Source organism: Candidatus Xianfuyuplasma coldseepsis (assembly GCF_014023125.1).
GTDB classification, from domain to species: domain Bacteria; phylum Bacillota_I; class Bacilli_A; order Izemoplasmatales; family Izemoplasmataceae; genus Xianfuyuplasma; species Xianfuyuplasma coldseepsis.
Window position 1 is genome coordinate 225958 of the sequence record NZ_CP048914.1, and the last position, 25424, is coordinate 251381.

Annotated in this window: 27 protein-coding genes and 1 pseudogene; 18 read left to right on the forward strand and 10 right to left on the reverse strand. The window is 38.3% G+C overall.

From position 1 onward, the window contains the following. Positions 1–62: 62 nt before the first annotated feature. The 18 genes and pseudogenes from G4Z02_RS01010 (at position 63) to mscL (ending at position 14234) form a co-directional block, all read left to right on the forward strand. The gene (locus G4Z02_RS01010) at positions 63–554 is read left to right on the forward strand and encodes a helix-turn-helix domain-containing protein (RefSeq protein ID WP_258877989.1); all 492 of its coding nucleotides are present in this window, start codon (positions 63–65) and stop codon (positions 552–554) included. Beyond that, positions 544–885, forward strand: coding sequence for a HepT-like ribonuclease domain-containing protein (locus tag G4Z02_RS01015; RefSeq protein WP_258877991.1), 342 nt, complete (start codon positions 544–546; stop codon positions 883–885). The genes G4Z02_RS01010 and G4Z02_RS01015 overlap by 11 nt, the downstream gene beginning before the upstream one ends. 470 nt (positions 886–1355) lie before the next feature. Then, a pseudogene (locus G4Z02_RS09635) lies at positions 1356–1589 on the forward strand (hypothetical protein). Between the two features lie 198 nt (positions 1590–1787). Then, positions 1788–3179 carry an SHOCT domain-containing protein gene (locus tag G4Z02_RS01020; RefSeq protein ID WP_258877992.1) on the forward strand — a complete coding sequence of 464 codons (1392 nt, stop codon included), beginning with the start codon at positions 1788–1790 and terminating at the stop codon, positions 3177–3179. 271 nt (positions 3180–3450) lie between these two features. Beyond that, on the forward strand, positions 3451–3921 hold the full coding sequence (locus tag G4Z02_RS01025) for a nucleotidyltransferase domain-containing protein (RefSeq protein ID WP_258877993.1): 471 nt from the start codon (positions 3451–3453) through the stop codon (positions 3919–3921). Further along, positions 3914–4249, forward strand: coding sequence for a HepT-like ribonuclease domain-containing protein (locus G4Z02_RS01030; RefSeq protein WP_258877994.1), 336 nt, complete (start codon positions 3914–3916; stop codon positions 4247–4249). The genes G4Z02_RS01025 and G4Z02_RS01030 overlap by 8 nt, the downstream gene beginning before the upstream one ends. Before the next feature lie 462 nt (positions 4250–4711). Next, positions 4712–5293 carry a Crp/Fnr family transcriptional regulator gene (locus G4Z02_RS01035; RefSeq protein WP_258877995.1) on the forward strand — a complete coding sequence of 194 codons (582 nt, stop codon included), beginning with the start codon at positions 4712–4714 and terminating at the stop codon, positions 5291–5293. A gap of 64 nt (positions 5294–5357) precedes the next feature. Further along, positions 5358–6557, forward strand: coding sequence for a DUF438 domain-containing protein (locus G4Z02_RS01040; RefSeq protein WP_258877996.1), 1200 nt, complete (start codon positions 5358–5360; stop codon positions 6555–6557). Continuing rightward, positions 6554–6898 carry a YbaN family protein gene (locus G4Z02_RS01045; protein WP_258877997.1) on the forward strand — a complete coding sequence of 115 codons (345 nt, stop codon included), beginning with the start codon at positions 6554–6556 and terminating at the stop codon, positions 6896–6898. The genes G4Z02_RS01040 and G4Z02_RS01045 overlap by 4 nt, the downstream gene beginning before the upstream one ends. Positions 6899–6921: 23 nt before the next feature. Continuing rightward, positions 6922–8106 (forward strand): PAS domain-containing protein, encoded by a 1185-nt coding sequence (locus tag G4Z02_RS01050; RefSeq protein WP_258877998.1) that lies wholly within the window; start codon positions 6922–6924, stop codon positions 8104–8106. 17 nt (positions 8107–8123) lie between these two features. Then, a complete protein-coding gene (locus G4Z02_RS01055) occupies positions 8124–8447 on the forward strand; it encodes a cupin domain-containing protein (RefSeq protein WP_258877999.1) in 324 nt (107 codons plus the stop codon). Between the two features lie 309 nt (positions 8448–8756). After that, the gene (locus G4Z02_RS01060; RefSeq protein ID WP_258878000.1) at positions 8757–9797 is read left to right on the forward strand and encodes a PLP-dependent cysteine synthase family protein; all 1041 of its coding nucleotides are present in this window, start codon (positions 8757–8759) and stop codon (positions 9795–9797) included. 126 nt (positions 9798–9923) lie between these two features. Beyond that, a complete protein-coding gene (locus G4Z02_RS01065; RefSeq protein WP_258878001.1) occupies positions 9924–10805 on the forward strand; it encodes an InlB B-repeat-containing protein in 882 nt (293 codons plus the stop codon). Between the two features lie 40 nt (positions 10806–10845). Further along, the gene (locus G4Z02_RS01070) at positions 10846–12198 is read left to right on the forward strand and encodes an ABC transporter substrate-binding protein (RefSeq protein ID WP_258878002.1); all 1353 of its coding nucleotides are present in this window, start codon (positions 10846–10848) and stop codon (positions 12196–12198) included. 12 nt (positions 12199–12210) lie between these two features. Continuing rightward, the gene (locus G4Z02_RS01075; RefSeq protein ID WP_258878003.1) at positions 12211–12699 is read left to right on the forward strand and encodes a DUF1543 domain-containing protein; all 489 of its coding nucleotides are present in this window, start codon (positions 12211–12213) and stop codon (positions 12697–12699) included. A gap of 90 nt (positions 12700–12789) precedes the next feature. Beyond that, positions 12790–13314 carry a hypothetical protein gene (locus G4Z02_RS01080; protein WP_258878004.1) on the forward strand — a complete coding sequence of 175 codons (525 nt, stop codon included), beginning with the start codon at positions 12790–12792 and terminating at the stop codon, positions 13312–13314. 51 nt (positions 13315–13365) lie between these two features. Continuing rightward, positions 13366–13734 carry an iron chaperone gene (locus tag G4Z02_RS01085; RefSeq protein WP_258878005.1) on the forward strand — a complete coding sequence of 123 codons (369 nt, stop codon included), beginning with the start codon at positions 13366–13368 and terminating at the stop codon, positions 13732–13734. A gap of 71 nt (positions 13735–13805) precedes the next feature. Beyond that, a complete protein-coding gene (mscL, locus tag G4Z02_RS01090; RefSeq protein ID WP_258878006.1) occupies positions 13806–14234 on the forward strand; it encodes a large conductance mechanosensitive channel protein MscL in 429 nt (142 codons plus the stop codon). A gap of 8 nt (positions 14235–14242) precedes the next feature. Here the strand turns inward: mscL and plsY are convergent, their stop codons facing one another. From plsY to G4Z02_RS01140, 10 genes are all read right to left on the reverse strand, one after another. Next, a complete protein-coding gene (gene plsY / locus G4Z02_RS01095; protein ID WP_258878007.1) occupies positions 14243–14875 on the reverse strand; it encodes a glycerol-3-phosphate 1-O-acyltransferase PlsY in 633 nt (210 codons plus the stop codon). Positions 14876–15001: 126 nt separating this feature from the next. Continuing rightward, the gene (locus G4Z02_RS01100; RefSeq protein ID WP_258878008.1) at positions 15002–15466 is read right to left on the reverse strand and encodes a nucleoside deaminase; all 465 of its coding nucleotides are present in this window, start codon (positions 15464–15466) and stop codon (positions 15002–15004) included. 12 nt (positions 15467–15478) lie between these two features. Beyond that, positions 15479–16462, reverse strand: a complete 984-nt coding sequence (locus G4Z02_RS01105) for an ornithine carbamoyltransferase (protein ID WP_258878009.1) — start codon at positions 16460–16462, stop codon at positions 15479–15481. Continuing rightward, positions 16459–17682, reverse strand: a complete 1224-nt coding sequence (locus G4Z02_RS01110) for a YgeY family selenium metabolism-linked hydrolase (RefSeq protein ID WP_258878010.1) — start codon at positions 17680–17682, stop codon at positions 16459–16461. Before G4Z02_RS01110 ends, G4Z02_RS01105 begins: the two co-directional genes overlap by 4 nt. Beyond that, on the reverse strand, positions 17679–19040 hold the full coding sequence (locus tag G4Z02_RS01115) for a PLP-dependent cysteine synthase family protein (protein ID WP_258878011.1): 1362 nt from the start codon (positions 19038–19040) through the stop codon (positions 17679–17681). Before G4Z02_RS01115 ends, G4Z02_RS01110 begins: the two co-directional genes overlap by 4 nt. Beyond that, positions 19033–20313: a threonine synthase gene (thrC, locus tag G4Z02_RS01120; RefSeq protein ID WP_258878012.1), complete on the reverse strand. Its 1281-nt coding sequence runs from the start codon at positions 20311–20313 to the stop codon at positions 19033–19035. Before thrC ends, G4Z02_RS01115 begins: the two co-directional genes overlap by 8 nt. After that, positions 20300–22027: an adenine deaminase gene (gene ade / locus G4Z02_RS01125; RefSeq protein WP_258878013.1), complete on the reverse strand. Its 1728-nt coding sequence runs from the start codon at positions 22025–22027 to the stop codon at positions 20300–20302. The genes thrC and ade overlap by 14 nt, the downstream gene beginning before the upstream one ends. A gap of 11 nt (positions 22028–22038) precedes the next feature. Further along, positions 22039–22875, reverse strand: a complete 837-nt coding sequence (locus tag G4Z02_RS01130) for an FAD binding domain-containing protein (RefSeq protein ID WP_258878014.1) — start codon at positions 22873–22875, stop codon at positions 22039–22041. Continuing rightward, positions 22869–23342 (reverse strand): (2Fe-2S)-binding protein, encoded by a 474-nt coding sequence (locus tag G4Z02_RS01135; RefSeq protein WP_258878015.1) that lies wholly within the window; start codon positions 23340–23342, stop codon positions 22869–22871. The genes G4Z02_RS01130 and G4Z02_RS01135 overlap by 7 nt, the downstream gene beginning before the upstream one ends. Beyond that, positions 23335–25422 carry a xanthine dehydrogenase family protein molybdopterin-binding subunit gene (locus tag G4Z02_RS01140; protein ID WP_258878016.1) on the reverse strand — a complete coding sequence of 696 codons (2088 nt, stop codon included), beginning with the start codon at positions 25420–25422 and terminating at the stop codon, positions 23335–23337. The genes G4Z02_RS01135 and G4Z02_RS01140 overlap by 8 nt, the downstream gene beginning before the upstream one ends. Between the last annotated feature and the right edge of the window lie 2 nt (positions 25423–25424).

Consider the following 25424-nt stretch of genomic DNA (forward strand, 5'->3'; position numbering starts at 1 on the left):
ATTACGACATTCTTCTTGTATTACCACTCATTGGGTGGTATAATAATATGCAAGGTGATATTATGGAATTTAAAATTAAAGAAGCTAGAGCAGAGTATCATGTTACACAAAAGGAACTCAGTGAAATCACTGAAATTCCTTTGCGTACCATTGAAAACTGGGAATCAGGCAAGAGAAAACCTAGCCCATGGGTTGAAAAACTGATAGATTCTCACTTAAAACAATTCCCAAAAAATGAGCGTGGAATCATCACTATGCGTAAAAACACGTATAATATAGATCAGATAAAAGAAGCTGTTTTACCTGTTACATTGAAATATGATATCAATCGTATTATCCTGTTTGGTTCTTATTCAAAAGGAATTGAGGATGAATTAAGCGATATCGATATTGCCGTTGATACAAACGCGCGAGGTCTTACATTCTTAGGAATTGTAGATGAAATTTGTACAGCATTAGTAAAGGATGTAGATGTGATTAATTTTCGTGATATCGTTAAAGATTCTGATTTTATGAAGGATGTATTAAAAGGAGTCGTTCTATATGAACGATAGAGATCAAAAGACCTTACGTAAAATCATGACTCATATTAAACGAATTAGAATGTATCTGAAAGATTTAGATTCACTTGATGATTTTGAGAATGACGATAAGACAAAGGATGCAATTGTCTTCAACTTATTACAAATAGGTGAGTTATCCAATCACAAGCTTACTAATACCTTTAAAAAGTCTTATACAGCCATACCATGGCAGAAAATATATGGCTTACGCAATCGAATTGTTCATGATTATGACAATATTCATTCATCTTGGGTTTATCAAATTATCAAAGAAGATCTTATAGACTTATATGATGAGATTACAATATTACAAAATGAATAATATGAACATTTTAGCGTTAATCTGTCCATAAAACTTGCACCCTGCCTAAAAACCTCAGAACAGCTCAGTTAAAGTCCGTAAATCCATTTTCGAAAAGCAAAAGGATACGGGTAAACTTCGAGGTGGGTACTCTCCACCATTTTAGTCCGTATCCGGAGAAGAATGCAGATTGTCTTACCACTGCGATATTCTCCGGTTTTTTGTTAGCAAAAAAGTGCTCTTTTCAACTTTTTTTTAATGATAATTTGTACCCTTAGAGCATGTTCTAATAGGAAAACCCTATTGAGACTGCAAATGGAATTTTGAGATTTCGTTGTACGGGAGGAGTTAGGGCTTTTACTATGCCATTATTGTCCACTCAACATAGCTTTACACATTCACCCAAAACTAGCGTTTGTTATTCATAACTTCAAATGGTAAAATATATGGATAATACATTCTTGGCTACGAAAGTCATTTTTTGTAATGAAATGTATGATTATTGTGAAAAAATGTGAATAGATTACAATAAAGTTCGTGAAATCTGGACAGCTGATCCTCGCATAGGAAAAAGTCATATATTTGTATATAAAGACAAACGAGGATATGGGAGAAGCTGTTTGCCCAAAGACATATCATCTCTCGAGAGACAAGCTCAAGAAATTGGATCAGATACCTCATTGATTTCTTTAGTAATCAGCAAAAACAAAGTTTATAAGAAGTAGACTATTACTTTATTCAATAATTTTGAGGTAGCAAAGGTAGTAAAGGTAGAATAACGAACTCGCTTTTCTTGAAAATGGAACTATGATATAATTTCTATATGTATGAATGGATGTTTTCAGGTTTACAAGACTTTTCATTCTACTTGTTTCTTTATGACGAACTATATTATAAAAATATATAAGATTGGATTGATGTATATGAATGAGATTTCTAGAAGTCAATTAAACGAAGCACGTGAAAAGATAGTTTTTTCTAAAAAGGAAGCTTTGAAGAGCTTAATTGTATTTTTACCACTTGCCACATTAAGTTTCTTATCTTTTTTTGGAGTAATTGGCATACATGGTTTTTTTCTTGTCATACTCGTACTTGGAATGATATTCTTTGGGATTGTATTTTCAGCACTTCTGTATAAATATAAAACTAGAGTAAAAGAATACAACTCAATGCAAGCAGATTTAGAGTATCAAAATACTGATGACTATAAGATAAGAAAACAAAAAGAATTTCAGAAAGCAATTGATGCCCAAAAGAGAGCTGAAGAAGCTGAAATAGAAAAGAAAAACAACAATATTAAAAGCTTCAGGAGTGAAGTTGAGAGTCAAAGAGATAGTCAAAACTACTTATACATTTACAAAAAAGAAGAGTATTTAAAACAAGACTCACTTGATTTTATTAGAGAAGGCATTCAGAATCGTTCAATAAATTATGATAACATCGACGTAGAAATAATTGATTATGTTTCAGAACTTACACTTATTGAAACTGATAATATATTGATTGAGAATGATATGAAAAACTATGGTGTAGTCGAAATATCTAGGACTACAAACGTGAACATTGATGCGGATACTTACTTCTATGTATTAGAAAATGATGGCACATTTAAATTAATGAAAGCACCATTTGTAAATGATCAAGTACAGATTGGTGATAAACTCTATCACTATATCGCATTCGACAAAACTAAATATGAAGAGGCAATAAAAAGCAAGGTAGTTATCGATTCAAAACAAATAAGAGACTACACAGTTTTCGGTACTGAGTTGATGGAAACTAGTATATCTATTTCAAAAACACAAGAGCACATGGGAAACAATGTAGATGATTTAAAATCGGATAGCATAAATAAAGTTTCAATTTCTGGTGCGTTTTTCTCAGAATTATTTTTTGGACAATCTTACACAATGCTAAAAGGTGTAAATAATATGGTTAAAGGTATAACCGATAAACTAGTTGAAGGAAATAACAGAATCGTAAACTCCATCAAAGACTCTTTTACTGCTTTGAATGAAACCCTAAGTAGTTTAAGCTCCAATCACAGAATAGTAGATACAAGACTTATACAGGTAATATTTGATGACTCAACGGATATTGAACTTGTGGGTGTATCAATTATATACGAGTTCAATCGTAAAATTGGTTCAAAGAGACGAAATGAAACGAAAAAAGTAATCGAACAACCTGTTCATTTAAAGGAGCATAAAAACAGCTATATCGAAGAGTTAAAACAACTTAAGGAACTACTTGATGCTGGTATTATTTCTGAGGAAGAGTTCAATGCCAAAAAAACGAAGTTGCTTGATTTATAGACATTTCATATTCAAAGTACAAAAAACTTGTATCCTTACATAAAACCCCATAACAACACACCTAAGGTCTGTAAGCCCATTTTAGAAAGGCAAAAGGATACGGGTAAACTTCGGGGTGGGTACTCTCCACTAAAACAACAACACACATTGAATCAACAAATCATGGACTAGTGCAATAATTGCGTATATGAATATTATAAATATGCAATTTTTGCATTTTTTATTTTCATTAATATGCAAAACGTGTTATAATTGAGTAGGTGGTGATACTATGTCTATTAAAGAATTACGTAAATCATTAGATTTAACACAAAAACAAGTTTCCGAATTGGTGAAAATACCTTTGAGAACATATTTGAATTATGAAAATGATGAAACCAAAAAAGGTACTATTAAATATAACTATATTATGGATAAGTTAGAGGAATATGGTTATATTGATGAAGAACACGGATTGTTAACGATTGAAAAAATAAAAACAATAGTTTCATCTGTACTATCTAAGTATGAAGCAGAGTACTGTTATTTGTTTGGATCATATGCGAAAGAAACTGCTACAGAAAAAAGTGATGTTGATTTATTGTTATCATCTTCTGTTACTGGGATGAAGTTCTATGGACTAGTAGAGGAACTTAGAGAGCAACTCAAAAAGAAGGTAGAAGTTATCCCAGTTTCTTCATTAGAAGGTAATGTAGAGTTACTTAATGAGATACTAAAGGATGGGATAAAGATATATGGATAATAAGAAGAACAATGAGTACTATATTAATAAGATTCTCGTAGATTTAGAATTTTTAATCAAACATACAAAAGGTATATCAAAAGACGAGTTTGGGAATAATGAATTACTACTAGATTCGATTATGTTTCGTTTTATTCAAATATCAGAACACATAAAAAAATTATCAATAGCTTTTAGGAATGAACATCCAAATATTCCATGGAGAGATATTATAGGGTTAAGAAATCGTATTGTACATGAGTATGGGAATGTTGATTTAGAGATCATTTATGATGCTGTTAAAGAGGATATTTATATTATTGAAAAGCTATTTAGATCAATTGATTAAATAGCCTTTTTTATTACTATGTTTTATATTGTTTGGATACGAGGTAATTTGGTGTAGACACTCTCCACCATTATGAGTCGCGACTTTACTTCGGGGACAATACTCTCCACCATTTCAGTTTGCATCTGATGAAGAATGCAGTTGAGCTTACTACGTCGATATTCTCGGTTTATTTTGCAAAAAGTTTAACTTTTTTTAGCAGTTTTTCATTTTTTTGAACCCTCAGATATTGTTGTAATAAGGGTTTTGCACGAGCTCGAAAAATTGAAATTTTCTAGTTATCCGTATTTGTTTGCGAAAGACAGTAACTCAATTCTAAATCAACTAATCTATAAAGAAAGACCAGTGAAAACCTCATAGAAAAATATCATTGTATCATTATGAATCTCAAATAGTACATAGTATAATGATGTTGGTGATACTATGAAGAAATATTGTAAACATTGTATATATGAGACAATAATGCATGGTGTAGTTACATTTCGTCAAGGACAACAAATATTTTTAGAGGGTTCTTCTTTAACAAGTGTTTATCGTATACGAAAGGGTCTTGTAAAAATCAATCGGATTCATCACAGTGGTGATGAAAAGATTTTTGATATTTTAGGACCCGATGACTACATAGCACTTCTCGCGGTGCTACAAGGTAAGAATGAGTATGTAGCTAGTGCAATCGCATTAACTGAAGTTACAGTAACTCAAATGAGTACATCAGATGTCCTCCAAGCTTATCAGTCCAACAATATTTTTCAAGCAACCTGTTTACAGTGTGCTGTAACAAGATCTACGATGTTTCAAGATAAATTGTTTCACACCACAAATATTGATATTGAAGAAAAAATACTCGCAACTTTGCAACTCCTAGCTAAAAAATTTGGTACTATTGAAAAGGGGAGCGTCTTACTCAAACTTCCATTTACCAAAACAGTTTTAGCAAGTATTGTTGGCATTCGAAGAGAAACACTATCTAGAAAATTATCTGATATGCAACATAAAAATATTATTCAAGTTGACAAAAACATTTATAAATTTGATCGTTTGTGATTTCAATCACAGACGATTTTTTATTTTCATGAGATACTATACCTGAAAACAAGGAGGTATCACAATGAGTGAATTAATAAACAATAGACAAGAGCAGTTAAAAGCAATTATAAAACAAATCCATAATGGGTTACCACTAGATCAAGCTAAATCAATCTTTAAAGAGCAGTTTGGTACGGTTACTACCGAAGAAATCACGTCAATGGAGCATTCCCTCATTGAAGAAGGAATGGACATCGCAGAAGTTCAAAAATTATGTGATGTACACGCTGCTGTGTTTGATGGGGCGATTTCAGATATCCATAAAGCACAAGATATTACGGACATTCCTGGTCATCCGGCGCAGGTTTTACGTGAGGAAAACGACCAAATTCAAACCGTATTAGAAGTTGAAATCAAGCCATATCTAGACAAATTAGATAAAACGTCAATTCTGATGCTTTCCATTGGTTTTGAGCGTTTAAGTGAAATTAACAATCACTACACACGAAAGGAAAATCTGTTCTTCCCAGGCTTAGAAAAAAGAGGTGTTACATCGATTCCAAAAGTAATGTGGGGTGTTGATAATGAAATACGTTTAGCTATTAAAAATGTTCTCTCACAATTACGTTCTACTCAACGAATAGATGATAATGAACTCCAGCTCTTAATGAAATCAACCGTTTCACGTGTAGAGGACATGATTGTTAAAGAAAACAATATCCTTTTACCGTTATTATCTGACACACTTTCTTTGTATGATTGGATTTTAGCTGATGAAGGCTCTGAAGAAATTGGTTACTTTTTGGAAAAACCTAGTACTTCCTGGAAACAAATCTCAGTGAAACCCGTTCCTGAACAAGACACAAACACAGAAATTCAATCCGTTCAATTTGATGCCGGAGAGCTGTTACCCCAGGAATTAAATGCCATTCTAAATACCGTTCCATTTGACATGACCTTCATTGATAAAGATGGACACGTTAAATACTTTACTCAAGGTAAAGAACGAATCTTTGATCGACCTAAAACAATCCTTGGTCGACACGTCAATATGTGTCACCCACCACAAAGTGTTCATATCGTAGATGCTATCGTAAACAGTTTTAAAGATGGCTCAAAGGACCAAGAAGATTTTTGGATTGATTTCCACAAGATGTTTGTCCACATACGATATTATGCAATACGTGACAAAAACGGTGAATACTTAGGCACACTTGAAGTCACGCAAGATGTTAAACCAATTCGGGAATTACAAGGTGAGAAACGATTGATGGATCAATGAGAGAACTCTGGATTTTATTGGGATTACTTTCGATGGGATTGGGGATTATTGGGATTGTTCTACCAATCTTACCGACTACTCCATTCTTCTTGGTGACAGCATATTCATTCACAAGAGGGTCTGACCGCTTTTCCAACTGGTTTCATAATATCCCACTTGTTCAAAAACACCTTACATCCCTGGCGATGACAAAACGTAAAAAATGGACACTTAACATTGCTGTTGATACAATTCTCATCACATACTTTTTTCTGTTCGACACCACGGTGGTAAGAATCACACTGATTGCATTGATTCTTATAAAACACATTGTTTTCTTTAAATACGTGAAAACGGAATAAGGACAAATAAAAGGAGGACACCTATGGAACTCTTAAAGAATCAAGAAAAAATCATCGCTATACACAATTTCATGATGGAACTAGAAGACCGCAATCATTCTTTAACCAAGCCAGAAATTTACCGCAAATACGAATCCGTTTTATCAGAAATTACTCCAATTGATATCTTTTTCTTGCCAATGTACCAAAACAATACTTCATTCTCTATTGATGACATTAAGGAAACCGCTGGTAAATTTGTTAATGTCTTTTATCATGGACTAGAACAACATCAACCATCATCCTATGATTCTAATTTGTTAATCTATTTACTTCGAGAAAATGATGCTATTGAAAAGCACCTAAATAAAATAAAGCCCTATTTTAAGAGAAGTGAAATATTAGAACACAAAGAAGAAATTTTGACAACAATTGAACAATGCATGCAGTTTGAACGTAAGTTTCTCAAACGTGAAATGATATTATTCTCTGTATTAGAACACCATCTCCCTACAACAAAACCGTTAGAAGTATTGTGGTCGCTACATGATGATGCAAGATCTACACTAAAACTTTTATTACAGGAATTAAGACAACAACAACCCGATATCACAAGTCTTATATTCCTCATAGGTGATTACTATAATTTAATATATGGTATTAATACAAAAGAGAAATTAATTCTATTTCCTGTAGCGAACCAAGTACTGTCAACCGAAGAAAAACAGAACATTTTTGAAGAATCAAAAGAATATGGTTATGTATTTATCGATGACATTCCTAAACCAAGTAGTGATACAAATAATGATGTTATTTTAGATGGTTTTATCAAGACATCAACCGGTGAATTATCGATACAAGAGTTCGATGGAATCATGAGATATATTCCGATTGATATCACGTTTGTCGACAAGGACGACAAAGTACGATATTTCAACAATCGCAAGGAACGTCACTTCCCTCGTAATCCTAGCATAATTGGTCGCTTAGTTAAACACTGTCACCCACCAAAAAGCGTTCATATCGTTGAACAAATCGTAACAGCATTCAAAAAAGGTGACAAAGATATCGCAGAATTTTGGATCACATTTAATAACATGTTCTTGTATATTACCTATTATGCTGTTCGATTAAAAAAGGGTGAATATCTAGGAACACTTGAAGTATCACAAGACGTCACTCGTATTAGAACTTTAGAAGGACAACAACGCCTACTAGACTGGGCATAAAAAAAGGAGAATAGAAAATGATAGAAACAGTTTATAATTTATACCAAGGGAATGAAAAAAAGATTGAAAAATTAGTAATGAAGGAAAATGGGCAGTATATTCATATGGTGTTCCCAAAAGGTGAGGGATTACCAACTCACATGTCCAACGCTGAATTATTTATGACAGTTTTACAAGGCACTTTAACGCTTGGTCTTAACGATTTAAATACCAACAAATACACTCTAGGTACCATGCTTAATATCCCGTATCAATCAAAAATGTATGTTCGCAATGAAGATGAGGATATTTTAGAGTTGCTTGTGATAAAGATTGTGCCTGAAGGTAACGAAAAAATATAGATTAAATCAGTACCCAAAATCAAAATCCCGAATCAGCACACTTATAAACCCGTAACCCCATTTTGAAAACCGATTTGATGCGGGTATACTTCGGGGTGGGTACTCTCCACCATTTCAGTTTGCATCCCGAGAATTTGAGAGGTTAGTATATACCTACAATCAATTCTCGGGTTTTTGTATGTAAAAAACATGTACGTATTTATGTGAGGGTAACAATCCGATCAAGAAATTGTTTAAACATATATATCCAGTATTGATAAGATGAACGTCGTATGCTACCATTTTTATATATTTATAGTGGAGGCTCTTATGAACAATATGATTGGTAATACTCCCTTACTTTCGATTACGTATCGATACAAAGGGGAAGAAAGAATCATTTACGCAAAAGCAGAGTTCTACAATCTCACTGGTAGTATTAAAGACCGGATGGCTCAGCATATCATTATGGAATCCTACAAGGATGGAACCTTGCAACGGGGGATGCCAATCATAGAAGCAACAAGCGGTAATACCGGAATCGCCTTTAGTGCACTGGGCGCTATGTATGAACATCCTGTACACATTTTTATGCCAGAATGGATGACAACAGAACGAAAGCAAATGATTCGAAAGTACGGTGCAACGTTACATGAAGTTACCAAAGAACAGGGTGGATTTGAAGGGTGTGTCCTCCTAGCTAATCAACTAGCAGAGTCGATCAATGGGTTTCGACCACAACAGTTCTATAATCCTTATAATATGGATGCTCACTTCAAGACTACCGGCCTGGAAATCTGTACCCAACTAGACAAACTAGGCGTTATTCCCGATGCATTTGTCGCAGGGGTAGGTACTGGTGGTACCATAATGGGTGTAGGGAAACGATTGCATGTTCGCTATCCACACGTGAAATTATTTCCCGTAGAACCAGCGCAATCACCGGTCATGAGTACCGGCAACAAAGGACTAGACCACCGGATTCAAGGAATTGGGGATGGATTTATCCCCGAACTCATAGATATGAGAAAGTTGGATGAAGTCATTGTTATTTCCGATGGAGATGCCATTATTATGGCGCAATTACTCGCCAAAAAACTAGGACTTGGGGTTGGAATTTCCAGTGGAGCAAACTTTCTAGCTGCCGTTTCTGTGCAAAATAAATATGGAAAAGATTTTAATGTGATCACCGTATTCTCTGATGATTCGAAAAAATATCTATCCTCCGACTTAACAAAAATCGAACCCATTCAAGAAGGATATTACAGTCCTCACATTGAACTTATTGAGATGGATGGAGAGTGTATCTGTGATGTCCGTATTCATACCGGTACATGTGTCAAGTTTATGGATTTGGAAACTTATAATTGAATCTAGTTCCAATAAGATTGAACTTAATCGTACACCGAAAAATCAACCCACTTTAAATTCATGGTATACCTTTTGTTTAGAATCCTTTATAATATAACTATATAATAAGTGAAAAGAGGGGTACATATGAAAAAATTTGCATTACTATCAATTGCTACAATTAGTGTATTACTATTCAGTGGTTGTGGACTATCAACCAATGAAGTGACATTTGATATCGGTGATGGAACAACCATCGTTCAAGATGTTGCCGAGGGAGAAACCGCTACTGCACCAAGTGATCCTGAAGTTCTAGGATTTGAATTTCTAGGATGGTTTACCGATGTTGAGATGACCGAAGAATTTGATTTCTCCTCTGAAATCAACGAAGCGACTGTAATCTATGCGGGGTGGCAATATCTATTTACACCATTAACAGGTATTACTCAAACCGTCATGGATGAAATTTCTGCTGGTGATCAATTATGGTATCGCATCAATGTTCCTGAAGCGATGCGTTTAAGCATCTACACGACTGGAAATACCGATACGTATGGATATATTCTTGATGAAGATGAAAACATCATTGAAGAAGATGATGATTCCTTTGACTTTGACAAAAACTTCCAGTTTGTCGTTGATTTTGAGCCAGGCATTCATTACATTGCTGTTGAAGGATACGACGAAACAACTGCTGGAACATTCAACTTAGAAATCCGTGAAGTTCCTGAACTATTATCTGTATCAGCAATAGATGATATGCTTGAAGCAGGAAATGCTTGGGTGTATGATTTTGAAGTAACCACAGCTGGTACCTTCCACATCTATACCGCAGGGGATACCGATACCTATGGATATCTCATGGATGATATGGATAACATTTTACTCGAAGATGATGATATGGGATCCGGTGGTAACTTCTATATCATTGCGACATTAGGCGTTGGTTCCTATCAAATTCAAGTCGAAGGATATGACGAAACAACCGTCGGTGCATATTCCATTATCGTTGATCAAGAAGTAGAGTAATTCTACTTCTTTTCAATAGTAGATAGAAACGGGTGATATCGTGAAACAACTACAACGTATGATCTTCTTTACAATACTGGTGCTTCTCAGTGCATGTAACATCGTTACCGTCCCATCTCTTACACAGTACGAGGTGTCTTTTATCGGATATGATGGCACTACTATTTCATCCACAGATATTATCAATGGAAATCCAGTAACACCATTGAGTCCGCCCACTGTAGAAGGTTATGTATTTATTGGGTGGTTTACAGATGATACCTATACCACATCCTTTAATTTTGACGAACCAATCACACAAGATACTATGATTTATGGTTGGTGGGATAAACCGGTTGCACTAGAACCTTATATCATCGGTTATATCGGTCCTTTGTCGGGAGAACTGGGAACAATTGGAAACGAGACCCTTAACGGCATTGATCTTGCCGTGGAAGAACTCAATCAAGCGGGTGGTATCCTTGGACATACCGTACAAGTTCTGGCCTATGATAGTGGTAGTGATGGGTCAAATGCAATGTCCAACTACAATACGCTAAAAGGCAATGAGAATCTCATTGCTATCATTGCCGGTGGCCTCTACGATGACATCTATGACGTTCAAGTTGCAGCAGATATTGATGGTATTGCCTTTATCTCTACGGCAGTTACCGATGAACGTAATGAGAATGATACCACACCCGCCTATATTATCGCAGCAAGCAATCAACTGCGAATGCGTCTTGGAATTACGCAGGCGATATTAAACATCACCACAGACCATCCCGGATTCATTTACGATAATCTAGCTGAGGATGCTGCTACGACACGTTCTGCCATCATCCAAGCCGCACAAGCAATGGGTGTTCAAATGTATGAAATCGGCCATCTAGAGAACTTCACCGATACCGAGTGGAATCATGTGGCCATCAGTAGTTGGGATTTTCGTGGTGTTGATTATGTGATATCGGTAGGTACGGGTGTCTATATGCCTGCCATTTTTACCAAAGCCGCATCGATGGATGTGGATTGGAACTACCTCAGTGTTGATCAATGGAACTATCAAGCCACTGAAATCCTCGATGGACATTACATAGATGAATATTCTACTTCGGATACCAGTTCGTATGTTCAAGCATTCACAACCAATTATGCTAATGAGTACAGTGAGCAAGCAACTCGTTATGCTGCTCTTGGGTACGATAGTATATACATCCTGTATGAAACGATGAACAATATGAACAATATAACTCCAGCTACTGTAAAACAAAACATAATAAATGTGGAAATAGCTCAATCGATTACGGGATTCAAGGGATTTGATGCGTATGGAAATGCAATTAAAGAACTTGTTCTTGTCTATCGTAATGATGGTACCGAACAGGTTGAAGCGCGATTACAAGAAGACGAATAAGGAGTGATTCATGTGAAACAACTTTATATGATTGGCGTTGGAGGTAACACTGTTCAATCCAATATTGAAGTTCACGATATGCAGTTTGTCTATGCTGAAACACTCGAAGATTGTTACGCAGTACTACAACATCGTTGGTATGGCGACAGTCTTCATATTGATAGTTATGTACCATTACAATACATCGACGGCTATGAACTAGATTTTTCTAGCACGTCATCACAACAACTGTACATGATTGTATATGGGGGTTACATGTCCTCCATTATCGATGAAATTCATACCTATCATTTTGTGCTAGCTAACACACCCCAAGAAGCCAAAGCCATAGCAAAAAAAGATATGCCACACTTTACCGATATGAATCATGTGGATGAAATTGTCGATGTGTTCGCCAATGCTGGTATTACATGTGGGTTTAGATCCAGCACAAAAACCTTTCATGATAACATTTTGAATCATACCTTTATCAAACTACAAAAACGATCATCACAATCGTAGAAATGCCCTACAATAGGGCATTTTTTATCGGATTTCACAAACATTTCACCATATCCTGAAAAATGGTATAATAGAAGTGGAGGTGGTACCGTGAATATTATCCTTTGTTGTAACGAAGAAGACCAGTCATTGTATCTACAAAAAATCAAGGATTCAAAACATAAAATCCTCTTTTCTTCATGTGATCAATTAGAAGAAAGTCTACCGGTAGTCGTGACCTTACCAGATATAAATTTCTATGGACATGTATCTCCGAAACGACTACCAGAATTGTTCCATAATAGTGCGGATGATCTCAAAATTCAAACCTCACGGTTATATGATGTTGAAATGGAAAAGTACTTATCGGAATCCCAATATCGGAAAGTAGTCATTGCCTTGCAACACCGACTCGAGGATCTTACTTCATGGACTCTTGAATCATTGCAACGAACTCTTGATGACTTTCTACAAACCCAATCGATGCAATCCCACATTGTCATTGAAACCATAAAAATGGCATTGATTAAAACGACCAAGGGTCCGGATGTCATTTCACTTCTTTATGGTCTAGGACAACAAGAGTCGCTTCGACGTATGTCTCACTACTTGCAATATTATAAGCATAAAATATAAGACTTCATCAAATACATTGTATACTATACCTACGAAAGTTGAGGTAGACCTATGACTGTATTTGATGATTTTTTATTGGCAATCGACAATCCAACGCATCGACAAAAACTTCATGATGTATTTGATTGGATACACGAAACCTATCCAAAGCTCGTTGGTGAAATCAAATGGAATCAGCCAATGTTCACCCACCACGGCACTTTTATCATTGCGTTTAGTGTCGCCAAAAAACACTTCAGCATCGCACCGGAAAAAGCAACAATGATCGCTTTTAAAGAACGGATCGATGCATCGGGTTACGGACAGAGCATGATGTTGTTTCGGATTAAATGGACCGATGAAATCGACTATCCATTACTGAGAGATATGATTGATACGAATATTCGTGAAAAAGCAGAAACAACTAGTTTCTGGCGTTAAGACATCGCTGATGTCTTTTTTTATATTCGTTATCAATCGAGTATGATATAATCGAATCAAGGAGGTATATTATGAAAAAATTCTTTAATGAATTCAAGAAATTCATCAGCAAGGGCAACGTTATGGATTTGGCAGTTGCATTCATCATTGGTGTATCGTTTAAAGCCATTGTAACAAGTTTGGTAAACGACCTAATTATGCCACTTGTCAGTCTTGTTGTTGGGGAACAAGGATTCGGTAATTACAAGTATGTGATTACCGCAGCCGATGAAGCCAATGGTATCGTTGAAAATGCTATTTACTACGGCCGATTTATTCAGAGTGTTCTCGACTTCTTCATTGTCGCATTTGTGGTATTCTTAATGGTACGAACGATAAACGATGTCAAAGATGCCCTCGATGGTGAAGAAGAAATCGCAGTTGCAGCTGCACCACCAAAACCAACTACAGAAGACATTTTACTCGATATTAAACAACTCTTGATTGAACAAAAAAAATAACACCCAAATTACTGGGTGTTTTTTTCAACGCGAATTTGATCTTTATTTCGATGGAACTTACGCAGTCCCACTTCCTCTTTGTTCCAAATACGACGATAGTTTTCAAAATGTTTACTAAATGATATAAATGAAAATACCAGCATCAACAACACGGAGATCCAATGAAAGCCCATAAGGTACAATACGATTGGTGTAAGCACAATCGCCACCAATGTCGATAACGCAATGTAATCGGTTAAATATAATACAAGGGCGAACAATAATAACAATCCCACTGCATACAGTGGTACGGTTGCAAATAACACACCACCGAACGTTGCGGTTCCTTTACCACCTTTAAATTGATATAATACCGGGTATATATGTCCCAAAATCGCCCCTAGTCCACTGACAAACCATAAGATATCATTCTCGGGATAGACAAGCCGAACAATCAAAGCAGGAACCAATCCCTTTAAAATATCCATCAACAGGACAAAGATTCCCCATCGATAGCCAATCGTCATCGTAACATTCGATGTCCCGGCATTTTTACTGTTAATCTCACGGATATCAATCCCACGTCGCCAACGGCTAACTAAAATAGCTGGATTAATATGGCCAACCAAATAACTTGCGAGAAATAGGAGTGCATAAATCATAATACGACCTCCAATCATATTATTCACATTATATATAATTATGATAGGAAATGTAAAGAAAAAAACAACCCAATACACATATGTCTCACAAACAAAAGAGAATCAACATACGATTCTCTTTTGTGTTTAGTATTGTGTCTTATCCTCTTTTTGTTTCCATTCTTTAAACGGTTCATTGCAATGATCACAATCGATAATCCGCGTATGAACTTGTTCATGATCTGCGGTTTTATTAATCACATCATAAATGTATTGATCATCAAAACCAATATCAGCAGCATCCTCACGAGATGCACCAAAATAGAGACTTTTCATCTTTGCCCAATGAATGGCGGCAAAACACATCGGACAGGGTTCACATGACGAATATATTTCACAGTCCGACAAATCAAAGCGTCCCAGTTTTTTCGTCGCTTGGCGAATCGCATTGATTTCAGCATGCATGGTTGGATCGTTGGTTTTAATCACTTCATTATGTGCTTGAGCAATGATTTCTCCATCCTTGACGATGACGGCTCCAAACGGACCACCATCACCTTTTCTCATTCCAGTAAATGCTTCTTCTACGGCTATTTTCATATATTTATTCATCACTAGTTCCTCCTATTTATCCCCCATAGTCATCACCATGACAGCTTTTGCCGTATGAAGCCGGTTCTCCGCTTCAGGATAGACAATGGAATGGGGTCCATCAATCACCGAATCTTCCACTTCATTGCCACGGTCTGCTGGTAAAGCATGCATGTAATGAACGGTTGGTTTCGCAAGTGCCATCATCTCTTCTGTACATTTCCAAGACTTATACGACTCGAGCAAGTCATCGACAACTTCATTGGATTGGTTGTTCACCCAACTACCCCAGTTTTTCGGAATGACAATATCCGCATCGGTATAGGCTTCTTCCATATTATGTGTAATCCGGAATGACCCATTATGGTCTTTGGCATGTTGTTTCGCTTGTGCAATCGCCCAGTCCGGTAAATCGTATCCTTCCGGATAAGCGAGCGTAACATCCATCCCATATCGCGGAAACAGCAAAATTTGGGTTAACGGTACACTAATTGGTTTTTTATGTGACGTAGCGTATGCCCAAATGATCGATACTTTAAGGTGTGATGTATCGGGATGATATTCCTGAATCGTCATTAAATCAGCGAGTCCCTGCATTGGATGATACAAGTCACATTGCAAGTTCATAATCGGCACAGTAGAATGTTTCGCCATATCATTTAAGAACTTGTTTCCAATCTCCCAGAAGCAATTACGGCAAGCAATTCCATGTCCATAGGATGACAAGATAACTGCTGTATCTTTGGCACTTTCTCCATGGGATATTTGCATTGTCGATGTATCTAAGAAATTCGCATGTCCTCCGAGTTGTGCAATTCCGGCTTCCATGGAATTACGCGTTCGTGTCGATTGTTCAAAGAACATAAGAAACGATGTTTTATTCTTTAGATAGTCCGTCTCCTCATTGTTGTAAAATTTTGTTTTTAGCTCTTTCGATACCTTGAGCAAGGTATCAATTTCATCCCTTTTCCAATCTTCGAGGGTGATGAAGTGTTTTCCTTTAAATAATGGTTTCATAGCGTCTCCTTTGATAACGTATTGAGATAAGTTAAGGGAATGCTCGCATACATTGCCGCTGCAGCAACCAACTCACTCTTCCAGGTTCGTTCGTTCGGGGCATGAGCTTCTTCTTCATGCCCAGGACCAAAACCAATACAGGGAATATGGTAACGTCCCATAATCGATACGGCATTGGTTGAAAAGGTCCATTTATCAACTTTTGGTGGTAATTTAAACAGTTCTTGATATGCTTTGACAGTTGCCTGACAGACAACGTGATTCTCTGGTAGTACCCAGGTTGGGAAAAAGGCTTTAGTCGGATACACAAGTCCGGTATAGGATGGTCGCATGTAATCATACATTGTAACGACTGCGTTGGCCTTTTGTACCGACGGTAATGCACGAATCTCTTCCAACGCACTTTCGTATGTTTCGCCATGCGTTAAACGGCGATCAATCGAAATCGAACAACCATCTGCAACGGCACACCGCGAAGGGGATGAATACATAATTTCCGATACAGTTAAACTTCCCTTACCTAAAAATGGGTCATCCTTCAATTGAGGATGTAATTGTTGTAACTCGAGTAAAATTGGTGCCATTTTAAAGATCGCGTTATCTCCTCGTTCTGGTGCACTTCCATGACAACTGACTCCACCAACAGCAACGTTTATCTCCATCCGTCCACGATGGCCACGATAAATGTTGAGACTGGTTGGTTCGGTAATCACGACAAATTCTGGCTTGATATGGTCTTCTTCAATAATGTACTGCCAGCATAATCCATCGCAATCTTCTTCTTGAACAGTTCCCGTAATGAGAAGGGTATAATTTCCATGTAAATCCAAATCATTAATAATCTTGGCGGCATACACCATTGATGCCATTCCACCTTCTTGATCACTACCACCACGACCATAGATGATGTCGCCATCTTCATGGCCTTGATAGGGATCGTGGATCCAATTTGCACTCTCACCAACACCAACGGTGTCGATGTGGGCATCCATTGCAATCAAATGATCGCCATGACCAAGATACCCTAATATATTTCCCATCGGATCAATCTCAATCCGATCAAATCCCACGTGTTCCATTTCTTGTTTGATTCGCAAAATAACCTGCTCTTCGTTACAACTCTCACTGGGAATCGCGATCATGTCCCGAAGGAATGCCGTGATATCATGCTTATAAAACTCCGCTCGTTCTTGAATTTTATCGTATGGAATCGTGATCATGACTTTTCACGCAACTTCTTGATTAATTCGTTATAATGCTTTATTTTTTCATATTCTTGATCCCAGAATGATTGATCCTTCATCGAATCCAAATACGCTTTACTGTAGCCAAATTTGAGCCAATCTTTTTCTTTTTGATGGAACAGTTGTTCCTTTTTTTGTGGAGAACGGAAGTCAAACACATCTTCCTCACCTATTTTACGGAAGATATCATTAAACCAACGTCGCAAGACAAAATCTTCGGTTTCGAGATAGCGTCGTTCCAAATCTTCTAACACACTATTATAACGATCAAACCCATCGGTTGCGATGGTGACAACGTTGTCCTCAGGACCGAGTCTTAAATACTTCGCCATTTTGATTGCCCCGATGATGTTGCATAGTCCTGAAGGTCCAAACGATTCTTGTAAAACAAGTGCTTGTTCCTTGGTGATACCCTGTTCTTGTAAGATATCGATACCATCATGGATAATTTTCAATCCTTTAATCGTATCATCATCTTTGATCAAGGCCACAAAGTCCGTATTTAGCACATTGTGAATCAAGGTACACATTTTATCACCAATACCTTCAATGCGGTGTTGCCCGCGGCCACCATTGGTTAGTGTAGAACACTCATACGGTTCTAATGCGATGACTTTTGCTTCGGGGAATGCTTGCTTAATTTGATCACCTGCTGCGATTGTTCCCGCACTACCGACGGCGCTTGTAAAAGCAGCAATGCGTCCATTACCAATGTCTTTCACCGCTTCAATACAGCTATTTCCTGTAACGTGACGATGGAATCGATAGTTCGGCAACAGTTCAAACTGGGCAAGTGAGGCATTCTTGGGATCTTTCTTTAGTTCAAAAGTCCGTTCCAACGTCAGTATAACGTCACTCTCTGTCCCTGGGGTTAAATCTAATGTAGCTCCATACTTTTCAATTCGTTCATAGCGTTCTTTGGACATATTATCCGGCATAATAACAATCGAATCATACCCCATTAAATTGGTGATATACGCTACACCTATTCCGAAGTTTCCGGTTGATGGTCCTAAAATCGTATGTTCACCCGGTACAATGGTCTGATCGACACATCCCTCAATAAGCGTTGAATACGCCGGTCCGACTTTGTGACTTCCCGATGGAAAATACTTCCCTAATAAGACGACAATATTGGCCTCTACCCCAGTCAGTTCTTTGGGCAAGACAATCTTATGAATCTGATTGTCTTCATTACGCCACGTGATATTAAATAAGTTCATCGGATCGAGTTCTTGTTGTTTTGCTTGTAGTGCTTGTTGACGAATGGCTGGATCCACTTTTGATGGGTGTAACATCTCTTCATAGGTAGGTCCAAATGGTATTTTACTCATGTCTTTCACCTCTTGTATGTATTGTATGTAAGAACCCTTCTATGGTTGGATTGTCCTTCATACTATGCGCTTCAGATGGATTTATCTGAAATAATTTGTCTTGTACAATATCAGCAACACTATTTGGGTCTTTCAACCCGTTTCCGGTGATGAGAACGACAATTACATCATCCTTTTGTATCACACCTTGTCGCTGATGTTTGATGAGACCTGCTAGGGCTGTTGCCCCTGCAGGTTCCGCAAAGATTCCTTCGCTTTTTCCGAGAAGAATCATTGCATCTTTGATCTCTTGATCACGTACGGTGAGAAATGTTCCTTTACTCTTCGTAACGGCTTGTAAGGCTTTGATTGGATTACGTGGTTTTCCAACTGCTATGGAATCGGCAAAGGTATCTTCCGTGGTTTCTTCAACGTCTTTTTGATTGAAAAAGGCATCGTATAATGGGGCACAGCCTTCGGCTTGAACACCGATGATTTTTGGAATTGTGTCGATGAAGCCTAGTTGCTTAAAGTCATAGAATCCTTTATATACGCCACCAATCGTGCACCCATCACCAACGGATACATAGACATAATCAATTGGTGAAAACTCCAGTTGTTCGGCAATTTCTAGTGCCACTGTTTTCTTTCCTTCGACCAGATGGGGATTAATCGCTGCATTGCGATTGTACATATTATACGTGTCAATCGCTTGTTGTGACAATTCAAATGTTTGCTTGTAATCACCTTGTACTTGAATAACACGACTGCCGTACATAACGAGTTGTGTCAACTTCCCAATCGGTGCTCGTTTGGGTACAAAAATGACGGACTCTAAACCACATTTTGCGGCATTTCCTGCAAGTGATGATGCCGCATTTCCGGTTGAACTACAACAGACGGTGTTTTGTCCTTCTTCGATGGCTCGCAAACATGCGATTAAACTCGCTCGATCTTTTAAAGACGCCGTCGGATTGACAGTTTCATCCTTAAAATAAAGATGGTTTAACCCGTGTGCAGGTCCGATGGATGTTGAAGGATACAGTGGGGTGTTTCCCACCTGTAAATACGGTTGTTTTGGTGGTTCAATCGGCAGTAATGGTAAATATCGAAGCATCGTCGCATCTGAGTTATTTGCCAATGTTTCTTTTGTAAACGTCTGTTGGATTTGATTGTAATCGTATCGGACGTCTAATATCCCCGTATCCCCACAGTTTGGACATGTATTGAGTGGTTTCTCATTGGAAAATGTTGTATGGCATAAGGTACACTGATATCCGTTAACATACGTCATCGTCATTCACCTCAATTGTAGTTGGTTGAAAGGCAACGACGTCAAATAAGCCTTTGTCTGTTAATTTCAAATCGGGGATAACCGGTAACGCCATAAAAGCGAGAGTTAAGAATGGATCATCTACGTTGGTATTCACACCAAGTTTCAATGCTGCTTGTTCGAGATGATGGAGTTTTTCTTGAACGACTTCATAGTCTTCATTCGTCATGATTCCAGCAATTTCAAGTGGCAAGGTATCGATTACGTGTCCGTCGTGAACAATCGTGATACCTCCTTGATGATCCCGCAATTCTTTGATCGCAACGAGCATATCTTTGTCGTTGTCTCCAACAACGATTAAATTATGGGAATCATGTGCGATGGTCATCGCAATGGCACCATCTTTTAAACCGTAACCTTCCAATAACCCGACACCGACATTTTTCGTATAATGATGTCGCTCGACAACAGCAATCTTTAAAATGTCATCGTCTGGATTATTAAAGTACAGACCATTTTTCACAGTGACGTCCCGAATTACTTGGCTGGTTGTCACATTGTTTTCTACTAGCTGCATAACTTTTACGCGATTCGAAGACAACGGTAAGTCCAGATTGATGTCTTGCATGTTGAACTTGACGGTATCGCGAACATGAATACTGTCGTACTTATGGGTTTCAAACAACATCGTTCCGTGGTCGGCGACTAGTTCACCGTCAATGAACACTTTGGTTGGTTGAATGTTTTTCACATCATCAAATACAATGAGATCGGCAACATAACCAGGGGCAATCGCGCCCACGTTAGACAATTGATAGCAGGTTGCGATATTAATCGTTGCCATTTGTATCGCAACAAGCGGATCAACACCCAGCGAAGTTGCAAGGTTGACGTTATAGTTGATATGTCCTTCGTTAACAATGTCCATTGGGTGTTTGTCATCAGTACAAAATAGTAGGCGATGACTGGTTTTTTCAGTAATTCCAGGAACCAATGCTTTAACGTTTCTTGTCGCCGAACCTTCGCGCAGATGAACATACATGCCGCGGGATACTTTTTCATCAAGTTCTGCTTTTGTCGTACATTCATGATCGGTTTTTATATGGTGTAACAAATAGGCATTTAAGTCTTTGTTGGTTACTCCAGGAGCGTGTCCGTCGATTATCGAATCTTGCATGATCGACAGCTTATCAAGCAACGCTTTGTTTCCATGAATGACACCAGGATAATCCATAACTTCACCCAAGCCTAAAATTCCTTCACGTTTGTGAAGATTGTAGATGTCTTCGGCATCAATGGAAGCCCCTGCTGTCTCAAAAGCGGTGGCTGGTACGCATGATGGAATCATGATGTGAACATGTAGTGGAGTATCAAGACTGCTTCTGAGCATGAAGCCCAGTCCTTTCACGCCCTTGACATTGGCAATTTCATGAGGATCAGCAATGACCCGAGTTGTTCCTTTCGGAACCACCAATTTCGAAAACTCTGATGGCGTTAGCATGCTTGATTCAATGTGCACATGACCATCGATAAAACCGGGAGCGACGTATTGATTACTACAATCGATTTCCTGAGTTCCACTATAGTCCCCAATACCGACAATAATGCCATCTTGTATCGCAATGTCTGCTATTTCGATGGATTGATTGAACACATTGACAATTTGGGCATTCTTTAAAACCAATTCTGCTGGTTTTATACCACGCGCAATGTCACTATGAATGATGTGGTTCATCGTATCCCTCCTTATAGAGATTGGATGTAGTCCTCTAGTAGATTCATCGCCACATGACGGCGATAGTGTTGATTTGAACGTTGGTCATCAATCGGATGAATCAACGCATTGTATTGCGTTTTAATAGTCATGAGTTGGTGGTGAACTTCTGGTATGGTTAATCCTATCAATTGTTGTTCGATTTCTCGACTGCGAACAACCGTTGGTGCAATAGCACCAAAACAGATGCGTATGTCTGAAATAATCGAATGCTTAATCGTCGTTACCGCTGCAAACGATAGTTTACTTATCGCATCGGCTTTACGACCTCCGACTTTGACAAATGAATGCGTCGTAAAGGACAGAAGTGGAACTTGAATTTCAACAATGATTTCATTGGGTTGAATCGTCGTTTTACGAGGTCCCGTAATAACTGCTTCGATCGGTAAAATCCGTTTGTTATGAAGACTTTGAACGACGATTTTCGCATCGAGAAGATAGAGGATTGGCAACGTATCTCCTGCTGGAGAAGCATTCCCAATATTTCCCGCAATTGTTGCGAGGTTCCGCAACGCAGGGGAGGCAATTTCTGCAATCGCATCATGTAAAATCTGCGGCGTATCAGGATGGGCGTAAATGTCCGTTAAGGATACAGTTGAACCAATATGCATAACGCCATTCGTAACATCTATTTCTTGAAGTTTTGGAATATGCATGATGTTCATGGTTCCTTCAAAATCAGGAACCGTGTTCGCCCAACGACGACGTTGAACCATGAGATCGGTACCACCGGCTATGATATCAAGTGAATGCGTATCGAGTAACGATAGAGCTTCTTCTAACGTTGTGGGAAGATAATGTTTTACCATAATCCTTCACCTTCTTTTGCGGCTCGTTTCACCGCATTAATAATCATATTGTAGCCCGTGCAACGACAAAGATTTCCGGACAATCCAATTTTAATATCAAGATCACTAGGATGAGGGTTTTGTAATAACAATCCGTGGGATGCAATTAACATACCCGGTGTGCAAAATCCACATTGGACAGCACCTTCTTTACTGTACGCCGCTTGTAATAGTTGCCCCTGTTTACTAGCAACCAAACCTTCGATCGTCACAACGGATTGATTCATAATTGTTCCAACAGGAACCAAACAAGAGTTGACAACCCGATCATTGAGCAACACCGCACAAGCACCGCATTCTCCTTCACCGCATCCTTCTTTGGGTCCGGTGAGTTTAAAATCATGACGAAGAACATCCAACAATCGTTTCGTTGGATCGATGTCAATGGTGACGTCTTTATGATTTAGTTGAAAGGTAATTTTACTCATCCTGCATCAACTCCATAATATATTCGGGAGTAACCGGTATTTTTGTGATGCGTTTATGAATCGCGTTTTCAATCGCAAGGGCAACAGCTGGGGCACCACCAACTAAGGTTAACTCCCCTGCTCCTTTCGCACCATAGGGTCCTAATGGGTACGGATTATCCATAAGATAATTGTGCATAATCGGTGTATCAACTGTTGTCGGAATGATATAGTCCGTCACATTTTTATGTTGAATAATTCCGTCTTTATGCGTCATTTTTTCCATATAGCCATAGCCAAGGCCCTGTAGTTGGCCTCCGTCGGCTTGACCAAGAATGATTTGTTCATCGATGGCTTTTCCGACATCGTATATATTCCATTCTTCTAGTACGGACACTTCATAGGTGCGTTTATCTACGGCCACTTCAACAACGTTGATTCCCCATGAATACGCGGGATAGGCATCCCCGGTGAAGGTTTCTTCGTCCCACTGAATGTACTTGGGTTGTTGGAAGTGTTCGGTCGTGTGTTGCGCTGTATGTGGTTGCCATGCTTCTTTCATCTTCCGGGCTGCTCGTGCAACCAATCCTCCGACAATCATCATTGTTCGCGATGCAACTGTCGGTCCCGAATCGGGAACGTAATTGGTATCTGGATGATTGTAGATGACTTGTTCGATGGGAATATCCAAAATCGTTGCAACCAGTTTTCGCATCGTTGTTTTGACACCTTGTCCCATATCGACTGCCGCAATTAAAATCGTTACTTCATCGGCTTCGTTCTTATCCAATTCTACAACGGCTTTGATGTGCGTTGCTTCCCCACTACCGGTAAAGCCACAGCCATGTAAGAACCAACTCATTCCAATGCCACAAAACGCATTGGATGTTTCATAGTGTTTTACTTTATCCGTGTAGTTGGATTCTTGTAGTATCTTTTCCAGCATTTCCGGCATGATGATCGGATCACGGAAGGTACCATTGGTACTTGTTTTATCATGTTGTTTCGCTAAATGTTGTTGTCGTAATACCAACGGATCGATACCAATTTCTTTGGCGACATGATGAATAAACATTTCGATGGCAAACAACATCTGCGGAGCCCCAAAACCACGAAACGCTCCATTGGGAACCGTGTTGGTTTTAAAGACATCCCCGGTCACATCGAGATGATGGATGGTATAGGCGCCGGTGGATGCGATGAGCGCTCGGGAAAGAACAACTCCTGACAATCCGATATAGGCCCCACCATCAATTCCGACGATACTTTTCATACCGATAATGTCTTGATCTTTTACATAGGCTTCTAAGGTAATTTTCGCCGGATGACGTTTTGTGGTTACATGCATATCTTCTTCACGTTCATAGATTAGACTAATCGGTTGTTGTAGTTTGTGAATTGCCACTGCTAGTTGACAGGCAATCAGGGATGGAAACTCCTCTTTACCACCAAAGGCACCACCCACAGTAGCTTGTTTTACACGAACATAGTCATTATCACAATCTAAGATGGATATCACCGCATTCTTGACATAATACGGACATTGAATACTTCCGACAAGCGTAACTTGACCCGCATCGTAATAACCGATCATCCCTTGTGGTTCAATATAAAGCTGTTCTTGATATGGGGTTTCATAGGAAATAGTGATCGTTCGATCACTCTCTTCTTTGGCTTTCTGAATATTTCCCTTATCAAAATGATAGTGAATCACGGAATTGGTAAAGTCAAATTCCGGTGTTAGGGGTTCATATTCAATCTGTACATGTTCGACTAAATCGGCTACGATGTCTTTATCCGGACCAATCACAAGGGCGATAGGCTCCATGTAATGTTCGACTTGATCGACGGCGAAAACCGGCCAATCCTCAAAAATGATCTTGATAAAATTGACACCGGGTATATCGGTATGATCAATGATATAATAGCCGTCGGGAAGTGATGGATATTGCCGTGATACAATTTGGGCTTTTGGATGCGGACTCCGCACTGTTTTCGCATGCAACATTCCGTCAATATGAAGATCACTGATATATGGTGTTGCCCCAGATGACTTCACATGTGCATCTACTTTTTCAATCGATGTGCTTATATCTTTCATCA

Coding starts and splice junctions, on each gene's coding strand:
- mscL (WP_258878006.1), top strand. CDS start 13,806: ATGAAAAAATTCTTTAATGAATTCAAGAAATTCATCAGCAAGGGCAAC.
- G4Z02_RS01045 (WP_258877997.1), top strand. CDS start 6,554: ATGAGAGAACTCTGGATTTTATTGGGATTACTTTCGATGGGATTGGGG.
- G4Z02_RS01025 (WP_258877993.1), top strand. CDS start 3,451: ATGTCTATTAAAGAATTACGTAAATCATTAGATTTAACACAAAAACAA.
- G4Z02_RS01035 (WP_258877995.1), top strand. CDS start 4,712: ATGCATGGTGTAGTTACATTTCGTCAAGGACAACAAATATTTTTAGAG.
- G4Z02_RS01010 (WP_258877989.1), top strand. CDS start 63: ATGGAATTTAAAATTAAAGAAGCTAGAGCAGAGTATCATGTTACACAA.
- G4Z02_RS01135 (WP_258878015.1), bottom strand. CDS start 23,342: ATGAGTAAAATTACCTTTCAACTAAATCATAAAGACGTCACCATTGAC.
- G4Z02_RS01100 (WP_258878008.1), bottom strand. CDS start 15,466: ATGAATAAATATATGAAAATAGCCGTAGAAGAAGCATTTACTGGAATG.
- G4Z02_RS01015 (WP_258877991.1), top strand. CDS start 544: ATGAACGATAGAGATCAAAAGACCTTACGTAAAATCATGACTCATATT.
- G4Z02_RS01040 (WP_258877996.1), top strand. CDS start 5,358: ATGAGTGAATTAATAAACAATAGACAAGAGCAGTTAAAAGCAATTATA.
- G4Z02_RS01105 (WP_258878009.1), bottom strand. CDS start 16,462: ATGAAACCATTATTTAAAGGAAAACACTTCATCACCCTCGAAGATTGG.
- thrC (WP_258878012.1), bottom strand. CDS start 20,313: ATGACGTATGTTAACGGATATCAGTGTACCTTATGCCATACAACATTT.
- G4Z02_RS01140 (WP_258878016.1), bottom strand. CDS start 25,422: ATGAAAGATATAAGCACATCGATTGAAAAAGTAGATGCACATGTGAAG.
- G4Z02_RS01110 (WP_258878010.1), bottom strand. CDS start 17,682: ATGATCACGATTCCATACGATAAAATTCAAGAACGAGCGGAGTTTTAT.
- G4Z02_RS01085 (WP_258878005.1), top strand. CDS start 13,366: ATGACTGTATTTGATGATTTTTTATTGGCAATCGACAATCCAACGCAT.
- G4Z02_RS01020 (WP_258877992.1), top strand. CDS start 1,788: ATGAATGAGATTTCTAGAAGTCAATTAAACGAAGCACGTGAAAAGATA.
- G4Z02_RS01115 (WP_258878011.1), bottom strand. CDS start 19,040: ATGAGTAAAATACCATTTGGACCTACCTATGAAGAGATGTTACACCCA.
- G4Z02_RS01065 (WP_258878001.1), top strand. CDS start 9,924: ATGAAAAAATTTGCATTACTATCAATTGCTACAATTAGTGTATTACTA.
- plsY (WP_258878007.1), bottom strand. CDS start 14,875: ATGATTTATGCACTCCTATTTCTCGCAAGTTATTTGGTTGGCCATATT.
- G4Z02_RS01055 (WP_258877999.1), top strand. CDS start 8,124: ATGATAGAAACAGTTTATAATTTATACCAAGGGAATGAAAAAAAGATT.
- ade (WP_258878013.1), bottom strand. CDS start 22,027: ATGAACCACATCATTCATAGTGACATTGCGCGTGGTATAAAACCAGCA.
- G4Z02_RS01030 (WP_258877994.1), top strand. CDS start 3,914: ATGGATAATAAGAAGAACAATGAGTACTATATTAATAAGATTCTCGTA.
- G4Z02_RS01060 (WP_258878000.1), top strand. CDS start 8,757: ATGAACAATATGATTGGTAATACTCCCTTACTTTCGATTACGTATCGA.
- G4Z02_RS01050 (WP_258877998.1), top strand. CDS start 6,922: ATGGAACTCTTAAAGAATCAAGAAAAAATCATCGCTATACACAATTTC.
- G4Z02_RS01130 (WP_258878014.1), bottom strand. CDS start 22,875: ATGGTAAAACATTATCTTCCCACAACGTTAGAAGAAGCTCTATCGTTA.